Genomic DNA, 14,595 nt, shown 5'->3' with positions numbered 1-14,595 from the left:
TATCAGTCTTATGGCTTCCTGTTTTACAAATCATTACACTTTATTTTGATACTTTACTATGCATAACTCAAACCGATTCACAATGAAAACACCGCTTTACCCAATTAATACATTGTCAAAATGCATCATTTTAATGGTACTGGCCTTAACAGTGCAACTGACCTTCTCTCAGGATAAACCCATTAACGATGTGACAAAGCCTTTACATCTCATGGAACCCGACTACCCCACACTTTATGATGCACCAACAGCCGAAAGTGTTAAAGCAGCTATTCATCGCATATATACCTTTCTTGACGAAGCCACACCGGCAAAACTCATGGACAGCAGAACAAAGGAGGTATGGAGCAATCCTGAAACACTGAATAGTCATGCTGTTTTCGCTGAAGGTCTCTTCAGACTCACCAGTTACGAATGGGGGGTAACCTATGCAGGTATGCTTCATGCCGCCAAAGCAACCGGAAATGACAATTATACAAATTATACCCAAGAGCGGTTGAGCTTAATTGCGCATCTGGCAAACTACTTTAAACAACATAATGCAACTAATGAAGCCAAAGATTCTCCGGTTCATTCTGTCATCCATCCGGGAGCGCTGGATGATGCAGGAGCTATTTGTGCCGCCATGATAAAACTCAACCGAATGGGAATGGGAGATCAATTAAGGCCCTATATCGATAATTTTATTGATTACATTAGTGCTAAACAATTTCGCTTAAGCGATGGCACCCTGGCCCGGAATCGTCCGCATCCGAATACCCTCTGGCTTGATGATTTATTTATGAGTGTTCCGGCACTGGCACAAATGGGAAAACTTACAGGCGAAAAAAAATACTATGACGATGCTGTGAAACAGGTCATCCAGTTTTCCAACCGAATGTTCAAAAAGGAAAAGGGCCTATACATGCATGGCTGGTGTGAAGACATGGAGGTACACCCGCAATACCATTGGGCCCGTGCCAATGGTTGGGCCATAATGGCAATCGTAGAGTTATTGGATGTGCTTCCGGAAACACATTCCGGATACGCTGCCGTATTAAAGCAGTTACAATTACATGTCGCTGGATTGACTGCGTATCAGGACCAGACAGGATTCTGGCATCAGCTCATTGATCGTAACGATAGTTATTTGGAAACCTCCGCAACCGCAATATATACCTATGCCATGGCACGCGCCATTAACAGGGGGTTTATTGATAAGACGGCCTATTCGCCTGCGGTTCTTTTGGCCTGGAATGCCGTAGCAACCAAAGTGAACGAAAAAGGGCAGGTTGAGGGGACATGTGTGGGTACGGGTATGGCTTTCGATCCTGCATTCTATTATAATCGGCCTATCCATATCTTTGCCGCTCATGGCTATGGCCCTGCGATTTTGGCCGGAGCAGAGATCCTTGAACTTATAACTAACAATGATTTTGAAATTAATGACGCGTCACTGCAATTAAAGCGTAAATGATATAAGTGTTATATGACTTAGGACCGGGCGGCTTGATTCATTTGTAAAACGTTTTATCGTGCGGTGAAGAAATCGTACGCTCTTCACTTTGACTGCGCTCAGGGTAAACGCTCTCCATTTTTCGGCTGGCTCCTCTCAGGATAGGCTTCCTACCATAGGCAGGTAAACTCGCCTGATTTAGAATAAAAAAACCACTGCTGTGGCAGTGGCTCATGTGGAGAAGATCGGGCTCCCTTCGTCTGCGTGCTCCCTTTTCAATGGCACGCGCTCAGGACAGGCTTCTCGCCCGTTTTAGATCAAAAAAAAACCACTGCTGTCGCAGTGGCTCATGTGGAGAAGATCGGGCTCCCTTCGTCTGCGTGCTCCATTTTCAATGGCACGCGCTCAGGACAGGCTTCTCGCCCGTTTTAGAATAAAAAAAACCACCGCTGTCGCAGTGGTTCATGTGGAGAAGATCGGGCTCGAACCGACGACCTCTTGACTGCCAGTCAAGTCTTTAATGCAAATCAAACAATAAATAAAGCTCAATAAAACTGAAATAAAACGAATTATTTAAGGCCTTTATTGAATTATTATTCAAGTTAAATAGCTGTTTATTTTGTGTTGTTTAGTTACATTTGTGTTACAAATGTGTTACAAATAATGAAAAAAGCAGACGCAATTATCTATTTAGATACATTAAGGCCAAATAAAAACGGTAAATGTTCAGCAAAAATTAAAATCACCTATAATAGAAAAAGAAAGTATTTCTCAACTGGGCTGTATTTTGAGCCCAATGAGTTTGAGCAAATAATGTTTGGCAAAAGAAAGACCGATAAACAAAAAGAGTCTTTCTTAAAACTAACCTACTATTTGGATAAAGCCTCAAAAATAATAGAAGGCATGACTATTTTCACTTTTCAATTATTTGAAGAACAATATTTGGAAAATAGAAATATAAAAGACAGTGTTTCTTATGCCTTTGAAAAGCGTATCCAGTCCCTAAAAACTGAAAAGCGACTAAGTACTGCTATAAGCTATGAATATGCTTTAAAAAGCCTTGAAGCATTCAAGCCTGATTTGACATTTGCCGATATAAACAAAGATTTTTTAGAAAGGTATGAATCGTCAATGCTAAGTCAAGGGAAAAGCAAATCTACAATCGGTATCTACCTAAGAAGTTTAAGGGCTATTTATAATATGCAAAACCTAGATAAGAGTATTTATCCGTTTGGAGAGGGGAAAAATAAATATTCAATACCAACAAGCCGAAACATTAAAAAAGCTTTAACAACAGACGAAATTGTCAAAATATACAATTACTCTGCAGAGGTTGGTAGCATAAAGGAAATGGCAAAGGATTATTGGATATTCTTTTATTTGTGTAATGGTATGAATGTAAAAGATTTCTGTTTTCTCACATGGAAGAACATTGATAACAAAATCCTTACCTATAAAAGAGAAAAAACCAAAAGAAGCAAGAAAGACGAAAAACCTATTACGGTTGCATTAAAAATGCAGGCTTTGGAAGTTATAAAAAAGTGGGGGCAACCATCAATTGATAATGAGGCTTATATTTTTCCTCACCTAAAAAAAGGGATGTCAACTCAAAAAGAAATGGCAACCTATAAGCAATTGACCAAAACAATTAACAAATACATAAAACAAATAGCTAGTGAAGTTGGTATAGATAAGAATGTAACAACCTACTATGCTAGGCACAGCTTCGCCACGGTACTTAAACGTTCAGGCGCAAATATTCAAATGATTAGTGATTTGTTAGGACATAGCGATATAAGGGTTACCCAAAACTATTTAGATAGCTTTGAAAATGAGCAAATACAAGCCCAAACTGATGTATTAACAACAGGATTTAAACAAGCCAATTAAAAAGAATTTCGGAAATTAAGGAATTAACGGAAATATTTATGGATAAACCCCAATACTTGGAATATAGAAGATAAACGAACAGCAGCCAATTAAATTAAACTGGGTATGTAATACCTTAAAGCATTATAGATAATGGACAAAGACTTTGAAAAATGGCTTAAAAAAGATGAATTATTTGAATACTACAACGCCAACCCCGAACAACAGGCTGAAATCTACAAAGACTATCAAAGGGAAAAGGAATATATCAAAACTGAAAACATTGATGGATGGGTTAAGTGGTTATGCAACAACCCTGAATTAGCAGAAAAGCATTACCCTTTATTGGTAAATGGTTTAAAAAAGCGAATACAGAATACCGAGCCTTTCCAAGTTGCAAATATTATTCAGGAATTACCCGACCATTTCCCTAAGTGGAAAACCGAAGCTGAAAAACATTTTGGTATCAAACGAACAAAAATAATACAGGGATATATTGACCTCATAAAAGCTGTTTTGATTGAATACGATTACCAAACCGAAATAGAACAAAAGGCAGCTGAAAGCATAAGGGCTGAACTTACCGAACAACTGGAATACTGGGAAAGCGAATTAAAAGCCTTATCCCCTCAACAAAACGCAAGGGTACACTCTGAACAGGAAACCCCGAAAACGTTTGAAGAACTTTTTTATAATCCTGCACATGCTGAAGCTTGTTTGAAAATTTTAAACGAATTACAAACACCTGTAATTGATGCAATAAATAATTACATAGGCAAAGCAAAAGGAATATTTCCTTTGTGGATTAAGGTGTTAAAGAACCATAAACCCAAACCCTTAATAAAGCATTTTAAGGATACCGTTTACAAAGATTTACTGAATCAGAAAGTAAAAGGGCTGAACCTTTCAAAAGATGCAAGTGAATTCAGGAAGCAGTACAAAAGGATTGAAGACAATAAAGTTGAATTAGATATTAAAGCAATACTTTCCCAATATTCCCAAAGTGGAAAACTGGGAAAATAGAGCCTGTAAATAGCTATTTGTTTGTATTAAAATATATTTAATATGAACAAAACAGTATTTATTTCATTACCGATTGAGGACTTGCAAACGGTAATTATTGATTGCGTTAATTCTTGTTTAAAAAACAATACGCAGGAAAGTAAACCTCCCACCGAACAGCTAGAACAACTCTTAACTGTTCAGGAAGCTGCACAATTCTTAAACCTTACGATGCCTACCATTTACAGCAAAGTAAGCAAAGGTGAATTACCTGTAATGAAAAGAAGCAAACGCCTGTATTTTTCCAGTACCGAACTAATGGAGTACCTTAAAGAGGGGCGTAAAAAGTCAAACGCTGAAATTGAGCAGGAAGCAGAAGCGTATTTGTATAACAATAAAAAAGGGCTGAAATAATGGAAAACCATGAAAACAGCCCAAATAAAAGACAAGGGCAAGATACGATATTTAAGGCACAGTTACAAAGGGTTTTAAACGCTTTCAGGGTTAAACCTATGACTATTAAAGAGCTTGATGTTTATATGGGTATTATGCGTGAAAATATATGTAGGCATTTAGATAATCTTTTGGAACAAGGACGAATTGCAGTTATTAGAAAACGTAAATGTTCAGTGACTGGGTATCCGTATGTAAATGAATATACGGCAGATCCTAATTTGATCCCAAAGCCCAATCAACTCATATTATTTTGAGTCATGAGGGTAAGCAAGCCTATAATCTTGTATTTGCCTGAATTGTTAGTTAGTGAATTGGATAAATATCTAAGGGAGTACCCTCCTAACTTTAAGTATCAAAGAGTTTATTTCTATTATGTAATTCATCATTTGACTGTCATGCAGATACAATACAAGAACGAAGCATATTTTTCACTTAACAGAACATTTTTGAGAAGCATAACTATAAGCAATATAGATAGATACATCAAAATAATGGAAAATGGTGAATTTATAATCAGTGACAAAAGTTATTCATCGGGAATTAAATCATTAAAGTATAAGTTGAATCCAAAGTTCATAGTTGGGATATCAAAATTTGAACTCCCAACAGACATTAAATTATACAAGAGAATTGTAAATAATCTTTATAAAAGGAAGGCTCATTATAACAGATTAGAGCCTCATTTAAAGGTTATGAGGGACGAATTTATGAAGATGGAGCTGGACTATCCAGAAGCAAATAAATGGGTTCTAAACAACTCAAATGAAGCTCAAAAACTATCTTATTTAACTTCACTTAACCACATGGAGGACAAGCGTTTTAGATATTTTAAAAGGAACAAAACAAATAACAGACTTGATACAAATCTGACCAATTTAAAAAGTAGTTTAAGGCAATTTATATTAGGAGATTATGTAAGTATAGATATTAAGAACTCTCAACCTTTCTTGTTAGGTATATTGATAGATAATATAATAAACAACAGGGATACCTTATGTTGTTATTTACATAAAGAAAAACTATTACAAACCTTTGGTATTAAAGTAATTAGAAAGGTTTTATTATTTCACCAAAACCAAGAAAAATCGACAATGGTGAAATTAAGAGACTTCTACGATTCAGTCTTTAACGGTACTCTGTATGATGAGTTTGTTATAAGATATTCAGGAGAGATTACAAGAAATAAAGTCAAGGATATTATGTTCAAGGTTCTCTTTTCAAGAAATGAATTCTATTCTGGTTACAGGAAAACAATTCCCTATGAAAAAGACAAAAAGGTATTTGCAAGTGTCTATCCATTCGTCTATGAAACTGTAAAGATTCTAAAGAAAAAAGAACACAGAATCCTCCCTATCTACTTACAGCGAATTGAAAGCTATTTGTTTATTGACTGTTTGGCAAAGGAACTTGTAAAACATGGGATAATACCTTTCACGATACACGATTCAGTTATTGTAAAATCCGAACACCTGCAGCAAACCATTGAAATCATGGATGAAGTTTTTAAAGAACAAATAAGAGCAGTCCCAACTTATGAAATAAAAAAACTTAACGATACATTATATCAGAACATAAAAAGAGCAGTTTAACAAATAAGAATAATAATGAACATAAAAGAAAAAATATTGACCAATGATTTAAGGAACAACCTTAAAAGCATCATCCAAAATGAAATCAAAAAAATGCCTGAAACTCTGGATGAACTAGACCCAAAAGAGAGGGCAAATGTGATATGTAGGCTTATGCCCTATGTATTCCCAAAAGTTGAAACAGTACATTCAAAGGATGGAGAGCCTTTCAGTTTTGATTAAAGTTCCTTAATGATTTAGGTTAAAACAATGGGGAGATATTCAAGCTATCCATTTCTATTCGATGAGGTAAAATCTATATCCATTTCTGATTTGAAAAAATGGAACTATTTGGAAGAGGGAACCTATAAAAGAGGAACGATAACATGGAGTTTTAGGGGTGAAAAAACAGGAAGTATCACTGTTATATTAAATCAAGACAATCTGCTAACTTTGGATTATAAATGTAATGGAACAGATTATAACTATAATATTAAATTGACTTCAATACCATCAAATTTGGGCATTGGCTATGTTTGGTTTTTCATCTGTCCATTTACACATAAAAGATGTCGAAAACTTCACCTCATCAGTGAAAGGTTTATGCACCGTTCGAACTTGCCAAGTGGTATGTATGAAAGCCAAACAAAAAGTAAAAAATACAGGTTATGGGATAAGGTTTATGGAGGCTTTTTTGAACTTGACAACCTTTATCATCAACTTTATACAAAACATTTTAAGAAGACTTATTCAGGAAAACCTACTAAGAAGTATTTGCAAATCATAAAAAAAATACAAAAAGCCGAAGAAATACCAGAAGAAAATATTGAAAGGTTATTTATTAAGTAAATAACATATTTAGTAATATGAGGACTATTATGTATCTTATTTGCGCCTCAAAAGTATAACCGACTGAATATTAGTATAAATTACTTTCATTAAAAAAAAGTAACCTTTATTATTCAACAAAAAACTAAAACATAATATTAGCAACATGACATTCTTCAGCCTAATTTAAAAACATTTCTAAATTACTCTCATTTAAAAAATGTCTCAAAAATATCACCCTAAGTATAGATTTTGGGTCTTATTGATAAAAGATCAAGGACATTTTAGTTTGAAAAATTGAATTTCACAGTTTTTAATTATTAAAAATCCATCTTTTTACTATTGTAACACCACTAAATATTAATCTTATCGAACTTAGGTAATTTATTAGGGAAATGTTTGACGTTAACTAGAATTTAAATCATATGTCTAAGTCTTCAAATATTTCCTAAACATGTGTTGCAGTTAAAATACCTAATTGGGTTATATAGAAACTATTAAATTTATCTTTTAAGACCATGAAATTATTAACAAAAATTACTATTTCTTTTATTGCCATTGGGTTATCTTGTTGTAATCAAGCAAATATTGAAAACAACAAAACAATTATAAAGACTCCAAAAAATGTTATTTTCTTAATTAGTGACGGTACTGGATTATCTCAAATATCTTCTGCTTTTTATTTTAAAGAGTCTATGCCAAACTACAAACGATTTCAAAATATTGGATTAATAAAAACTTCTTCAGCTGAAGAAGATGTGACTGATTCAGCAGCTGGAGCCACGGCTTTTGCTTGTGGAGTTAAAACATATAATTCTGCAATTGGTGTTGACGTTGAAAAAAAAGACCTTCAAAATATAGTTGAAATTGCATCGACAAAAAATATTAAAACAGGTGTTATTGCTACTAGTTCAATAACTCATGCAACCCCCGCTAGTTTCTATGCTCATGTTTTTGACAGAGGTCAAGAAGAAGATATTGCCTTACAATTACATAAGTCTGAAATAGACTTTTTTGCAGGTGGTGGTTTAAACTTTTTTACAAAACGTAGTGATAAACAAAATTTGTTAGAAGAATTTAGACGCAATCATTTCACCATTTATACAGATAACTTGAGTGATTTCTCCCAAATCGCTTTTTCACAAAAAGTAGGTTTCTTATTAGCAGAATATAAAATGCCAAAGATGGAAGATGGAAGAGGTGATTTTCTATCAAAAGCTACTGAGCTAGGTATTGAATTTTTAAGTAAAGATAATTTAGGGTTTTTTTTAATGAGTGAAGGCTCGCAAATTGATTGGGGAGGGCACAGTAATGATGCGCCTTATTTAATTTCAGAATTAATTGATTTTGATAATGTGATTGGTAAGGTATTAGACTTTGCTGAAAAAGATGGCAATACATTGGTTGTTGTAACCTCCGATCACGAAACGGGAGGGTTTACATTGGCGGCTAAGAAAAGGAAAAAAGAAGATGGTAGTGTATCAAGTGATTATCGCGAAATAAGCCCAACTTTTTCAACTGGAGGTCATTCAGCTACTTTAATACCTGTATTTGCTTATGGCCCTGGGTCCGAAGAATTTGTTGGTATTTATGAGAATAATGAGATCTTTGAAAAAATACTTAAGGTGACACATTGGGATAAGTAAAGTGTTTTTTTTATGGCTTTTACAGTTTTGTCTATTAAATATTTTTTTCTAATAAATTTGATATATTGAATTTTTAAAAAAAATATTTTGGATAGAATAAAAAACATATTTAATGAAAATTATAAGGATTTATGTATATGTGCTTATTATTATCTGAAAGATATAAATGAATCTGAAGATGTCGTTCAGGATGTTTTTGTTAAAATAATAGAACAAAATAAACTTAATGAAATAGACAATATTAAGGGCTACTTGAGGATTTCTGTGAGAAATGCTAGCATAAAAAAAATCCAGTTCAAAAAGAAACAGCGAGGATACCAACAATTTATTTCCAAAGACAGTCTTTTCTATACCGATCAAAACACAGAGGTTCAAGAGTTAGAGGCACTTAAAAATAAAATAGAACTATACAAACAATTAGATAAGCTCCCAAAAAACTGCAAAAGAATCTTTTTACTGTGCGTTTTAGACGGCTTAAAGTATAAGGAAGTGGCCGAAGTTTTAGGTGTTTCAGTCAATACTGTTAAAACACAAATGAAGAAAGCTTTTAGAACCCTAAGACAATCATTAAAAGGAATATATTTGACCCTCGTTTTTGCATTAATAAAGAAATCTTAAAAAAAATTTAAAAATGCATCACCCAAATTTCATTTTTTTGATCTTAAAAATAAACGGATCTAATTCAAACTAGTTCAAGTAAGGCATTTTGATCATTACAATATGTTATCAATACTTCAACAATAAAAAATACATCATTCAAAGATGAAGATGTTAAGAATATTGAAGAATTATTATTAAGGAGGAAATATTGACTATGGCCTTGCTATTAGTAAGTTTAAGGTGAAAAGCGAATATTAAAATTTTGATTATTAAGTAGTTAGTTTAAGTGTTTAACTCAATGTTTGAGTTAGTTAAGAAAAGGGAAGGTTGGAGATCTTCCCTTTTTTAAACTCAAAACCCTGCTTTTGGTTTAATAAAGGAATTTTAAAATTATTTATAAAAAATCATCACCCTATTTTCACTTTTTTGGTCGTACTAATAAAAGGAAAGTTTATTCAATAATAGAAAAAGGTGAAAATAAAGGAAATTATATTAAAAAAACTTAGAAATAAGCTATCAAAAGAAGAAGAAAGTATTTTTCAAAACTGGATAAAAAAGTCAAATGAAAATTTGATGTTATACGAGCTGTTGCTTCAACTTAAGAACGAAGGTCAAGATGCTCACGAGATATTAGAATTAGATATCGAAGCTGCATGGGAGATGGTCAAGAAAAAGATAAGATCCAAGCATAAAATTAAACCAATACCATTTTATAAAAGAAAAATAATCCGGTATGCAGCAGCAGTATTAATTTTAATACTTATAAATGGCTATCTGTTTCGACTGAACATAATTAATAAATCTAACGATACTACCGTTGATGATTACCCTATAATTAACACAGAGATAATTCAAACTGGCTCCAGTAAGGCTATATTAACATTACATGACGGCACTAATATACCAATAGGAAAAGATATATCATTCCAAAATGAAGATGCTAGGAACGTTGGAGAATTACTGGTTTACAATAAGGAAAATCCCAATAAGAATAGTGTTGAATACAACTATTTAACGGTGCCAAGAGGGGGACAATATCAATTAGACCTTTCGGATGGCACAAAAGTATGGTTGAACTCAGAATCACAAATTAAATATCCTGTTGTTTTTGAGGCTACAAAAAGTCGTAAGGTTGAACTAATTTACGGTGAAGCTTATTTTGAAGTGAGTCCAAGTTCACAAAATAACGGCGTAAAATTTATAGTTCATAATCAGAACCAAGATATAGAGGTTTTAGGGACAAAGTTTAATCTAAAAGCCTATAAAGATGAAACAACGATTCATACAACCTTGGTTGAAGGTGTTGTAATGGTTAAGGTTAATGATAATCAGCAAAAGTTGATTCCAAATCAACAATCTATTTTAGATAAGGATAATAACAATATTGCTATTAAGACTGTAGATGTTTATAATGAAATTTCATGGAAAGATGGCGTGTTCGTTTTCGATTCCAAATCCCTTCAGGAGATTATGAAAGTGATGTCCAGATGGTACGATATGGAAGTTATTTTTATGAATGATGAAGTTAAGGATGAACAATTTATTGGTGTTTTAAGAAAAAATAGAGATATAGAAACCGTCTTATCAAGTGTTAAAAACTTTGGCACTATAACGGACTATACTATCAGCGGTAAAAATGTGATTTTAAAATAATAGATTAGATTTTTCGGGTTAAGTGCTTTACCGTTTAATCCAGAAGTAATTTAGTAAAAATATAAGGAAGCGAAGTAGTGAAATTTCCAGAGTCAAAACTTCGCCCCTTTTAGACGTATTAATTAATTGTTTAACTAACACATTGCAAACTTATGAAAATTAAACTAACCTATGTCCGTTTTTTTACAAAACGGCTGCTAACTTCAATTATGAAGACTTTCATTTTATTATTTTGTACTGCTGTATTTAGTTTTAATGGAGAAAACGTATTCTCCCAGCAGAAAGTTATGATAGAGAATGATCAAGATGCAACTATTAGACAGGTCTTTAAAATCATTCAAAGACAAACGAATTATGATTTTATCTATCCTAAAAAATTGTTTGTAAATGCACCCAAAGTGAAACTGGAAAAAGGGGAAATTTTGGTAGAGGATTTATTGAAAAAAGCGCTAACGCTTGCCAATTTTAATTTCGAATTATCTGAGAGTAATGCCATTATTATTAGTGAAAAGGTAACCCCTATTGATGATAATATACAAATTACCGAGGTTTCTGGTCAAGTTGTTGACCGAAATGGTGCCCCCATTCCAGGAGTTACTATATCGGTAAAAGGTACAGATAAAGGTGTTGTAACCGATTTTGATGGCAATTACACAATTATTGAAATAAGCGCAAATGATGTTCTGGTCTTTTCTTATGTCGGTATGCAAACCCAAGAAATAGCGATTGGCTCGCAATCAACTATCAACATTACTTTGTTGGAAGATCTTGTTGGTTTAGAACAGGTTGTGGTAATTGGGTATGGTACTGCCAAAAAAGCAGATTTATCATCTTCAATCGCAACAGTTTCTGGATTAGACAAAATCAATAGCCGACCTTCGCTTTCAATATCCGATTTCCTACAAGGTAATGTCGCTGGTGTGACCGTAGTTCAAAATGGTGGTTCACCTGTTTCAAGTCCATCAGTAGTGATACGAGGGATTGGTACTTTAAGTAATGAAACTCCACTTTTCGTAGTAGATGGAATGCCTTATTATGGAGGCCCTATAAATCCAAATGACATTGAGTCAGTGAGTATTTTAAAAGACGCGGCAGCGGCAGCAATTTATGGGGCACAAGCAGCATCAGGTGTTATTGTGGTAACCACCAAAAGCGGTAAATCTGGAAAACCAAGGGTGAATGTTGAAATTTCATCTGGATTCTACATTGCAAGTAATTTACCTACCCCTTTAACCGCACAAGAGCAAAGTGCCGCGTACAACCAAGCAACAGACAATGCAGGTGTAGGTAGATTACCTGCACACGATCCAGTACAAAACCCTTGGGGAGCAATAAACCGCACGAATTGGATTGACGCCATTTTTAGGGATGCTTTATTTACAAATGCAAGCGTAACCTTTTCTGGCGGAAATGATAAGGGCAATTATATGACCTCCTTTAACTTTCAAGACAGGGAAGGTACTTTGGTTGGAACGAGTTCCAAAAGACTTATTTTAAGGCTTAAGGGCGATTTCAATATTTCAGATAAGATAACCATAGGCGAAAATGTAAATATCACGCGTACCGACGGAAACGGCGTTAATACGTCTTCCAGTTATTCTGGAGCCATTATTAATGCCATGTATATGCCATCTGCCGCACCAGTTTACGACGAATTTGGTAATTTCCACGGGGTAGCACCAGAAGGCTCTGCTTTTGCCGGAGCCTATGGGGACGTGTATAACCCTGTTGCTCTATTATTGCGTCCCACTGTGGATAACCCATCCACTCAAATTAATGCTAATGCATTCTTAAATTATAATATTATAGAGGGATTAAAGTTTAGGTCCGCGTTTTCAATAGATTTGTTAAAACAAGAAAATAAGACCTTTACCCCACAAATTCCTGAGTCTGGTCGACGTACGTTACAGAACTATCTGGATCAATCTTGGACAGAAAGGTACATATGGAACTGGGATAACCAAATAAGCTATGAGAAAAATTTTGGGAAGCACCATTTAGATTTAACCGCTGTATATTCGGCTCAATACACTAATTTTGAAAGTAGTTCTGTGGAGGCTCAAGACTTTCTTAGAGAAGAATCCTGGTACCAGTATTTAAGAAATGCTAGAGATATTACAAGTTGGGGAAGTAGTGCTTATGAGGAAGCACTAACCTCTGCCATAGGTCGGGTTAGATATAATTTTGATAACAAATACTACATAGCGGCAAGTATCCGTCAAGATGAGACCTCGAAATTAGTAAGTGGTAGCCGTAAAGATGTATTTCCATCCGTTTCTGGAGCTTGGCGAATTTCGTCAGAGTCCTTTATGGAAAATGTGGACTGGCTGAGTAACCTAAAACTTCGCGCTTCGTGGGGACAAATAGGTAACATCCGTTCGGTAAACAGTTATGCATTCAATATACCTATAAGTTCGACAAGAAGCGTGTATCTTGGTCGTGATGCTGAACGGGTCCAAGCCTATTTTATAAATTCACAATCCAATCCAAATTTAAAATGGGAAACTTCTGAAACTACCGATTTTGGTTTAGATGCTAGTTTATTCAAAGGAAAATTGGAGCTTACTGCCGATTACTTTAAGAAAACCACCAAAGACATGATTCTTATCAATGCACCAAATACACATACTGGTGTTTCCAATGGGCCTCCATCTAATGTTGGTACGGTTGAGAATGTTGGATATGAATTTAGTGTGAATTACAGAAATTTTGATAAGGCATTAAAATACTCGGTAGGGATGAACCTGAGTTCTATAAAAAATGAATTAATCGATTTAGGTGGATACACCAGCGATAATATTTCTCACAGTGATGATGTACGGTCATCACTACGCCCTTTTCGGTCTGAAGCTGGACAGCCTTTATATTCATACTACTTAGTTCCTTGGGAAGGCATCTTTAATAACCAGGCAGAAATTGATAGTCACCAAAAAGACGGTAACCTTATTCAACCCAACGCGGTACCAGGTGATTTTAAATTCACGGATACAAACGATGATGGGGTCATATCAGATGACGATAGGGTATACCATGGCAATGCATTCCCCAAGATTACCTATGCAGTAAATGCTAATTTGGAATACAAAAACTTTGATTTATTCGTTTTTTTCCAAGGGGTTGAAGATATAAATCTGTTTAATGGTGCTAAGTATTCCACCTATGCGATGAATGAGCAAACCTACAACCGCGATAACCGAATTTTGAATGCCTGGACACCAAGCAACCAAAATACCGATATACCGAGATTATCAACGTTGGATAATAATAGAAACTTTGGCACTAATTCTACCTGGTACTTGGAAGATGGTTCGTATCTTAGGTTAAAAAACATCACTTTGGGCTATACATTGCCAAAAAGTGTCTTCGATCATGTTATGAAAGGTGCGAGTTTAAGAGCATACCTTTCAGGTGAAAACTTGTTTACAATTACTAATTACTCGGGAATCGACCCCGAAGTTGGTGGCATTGGGTTAGATGTTAGTGGGTATCCTGTTTCAAAAGTGTACTCTGTTGGGCTTTCGCTTACGTTCTAGTCATT

The 14,595-nt window shown here is 34.6% G+C and carries 12 protein-coding genes; all 12 read left to right on the top strand.

Annotated features, from left to right (window positions below; genetic code table 11):
• The first annotated feature begins 82 nt into the window (after positions 1-82).
• The gene (locus tag MR041_RS12380) at positions 83-1,456 is read left to right on the top strand and encodes a glycoside hydrolase family 88/105 protein (RefSeq protein WP_242094382.1); all 1,374 of its coding nucleotides are present in this window, start codon (positions 83-85) and stop codon (positions 1,454-1,456) included.
• A 642-nt stretch (positions 1,457-2,098) separates the two neighbouring features.
• Complete coding sequence (locus tag MR041_RS12375; RefSeq protein ID WP_242094381.1) at positions 2,099-3,325, top strand: site-specific integrase; 1,227 nt, start codon at positions 2,099-2,101, stop codon at positions 3,323-3,325.
• A 132-nt stretch (positions 3,326-3,457) separates the two neighbouring features.
• Positions 3,458-4,327 (top strand): hypothetical protein, encoded by an 870-nt coding sequence (locus MR041_RS12370; protein WP_242094380.1) that lies wholly within the window; start codon positions 3,458-3,460, stop codon positions 4,325-4,327.
• A 42-nt stretch (positions 4,328-4,369) separates the two neighbouring features.
• Positions 4,370-4,720, top strand: coding sequence for a helix-turn-helix domain-containing protein (locus MR041_RS12365; RefSeq protein ID WP_242094379.1), 351 nt, complete (start codon positions 4,370-4,372; stop codon positions 4,718-4,720).
• The gene (locus MR041_RS12360) at positions 4,720-5,016 is read left to right on the top strand and encodes a hypothetical protein (protein WP_242094378.1); all 297 of its coding nucleotides are present in this window, start codon (positions 4,720-4,722) and stop codon (positions 5,014-5,016) included. The genes MR041_RS12365 and MR041_RS12360 overlap by 1 nt, the downstream gene beginning before the upstream one ends.
• Positions 5,017-5,208: 192 nt before the next feature.
• On the top strand, positions 5,209-6,351 hold the full coding sequence (locus MR041_RS12355; protein ID WP_242094377.1) for a hypothetical protein: 1,143 nt from the start codon (positions 5,209-5,211) through the stop codon (positions 6,349-6,351).
• 15 nt (positions 6,352-6,366) lie between these two features.
• Complete coding sequence (locus tag MR041_RS12350) at positions 6,367-6,573, top strand: hypothetical protein (RefSeq protein WP_242094376.1); 207 nt, start codon at positions 6,367-6,369, stop codon at positions 6,571-6,573.
• 27 nt (positions 6,574-6,600) lie between these two features.
• Positions 6,601-7,179: a hypothetical protein gene (locus MR041_RS12345; RefSeq protein WP_242094375.1), complete on the top strand. Its 579-nt coding sequence runs from the start codon at positions 6,601-6,603 to the stop codon at positions 7,177-7,179.
• A 497-nt stretch (positions 7,180-7,676) separates the two neighbouring features.
• Positions 7,677-8,804 (top strand): alkaline phosphatase, encoded by a 1,128-nt coding sequence (locus MR041_RS12340; RefSeq protein WP_242094374.1) that lies wholly within the window; start codon positions 7,677-7,679, stop codon positions 8,802-8,804.
• Between the two features lie 87 nt (positions 8,805-8,891).
• Entirely contained in the window at positions 8,892-9,422 is a 531-nt protein-coding gene (locus tag MR041_RS12335) for an RNA polymerase sigma-70 factor (RefSeq protein ID WP_242094373.1), read from the top strand.
• A 453-nt stretch (positions 9,423-9,875) separates the two neighbouring features.
• Positions 9,876-11,057, top strand: coding sequence for a FecR family protein (locus tag MR041_RS12330; protein ID WP_242094372.1), 1,182 nt, complete (start codon positions 9,876-9,878; stop codon positions 11,055-11,057).
• Positions 11,058-11,266: 209 nt separating this feature from the next.
• A complete protein-coding gene (locus MR041_RS12325) occupies positions 11,267-14,590 on the top strand; it encodes a SusC/RagA family TonB-linked outer membrane protein (protein ID WP_242094371.1) in 3,324 nt (1,107 codons plus the stop codon).
• Positions 14,591-14,595 lie beyond the last annotated feature (5 nt).

The organism is Aestuariivivens sediminicola (genome assembly GCF_022662015.1).
In the GTDB taxonomy this organism is placed as follows: Bacteria; Bacteroidota; Bacteroidia; order Flavobacteriales; family Flavobacteriaceae; genus Aestuariivivens; species Aestuariivivens sediminicola.
This window is presented reverse-complemented; position numbering and strand designations above follow the sequence as displayed.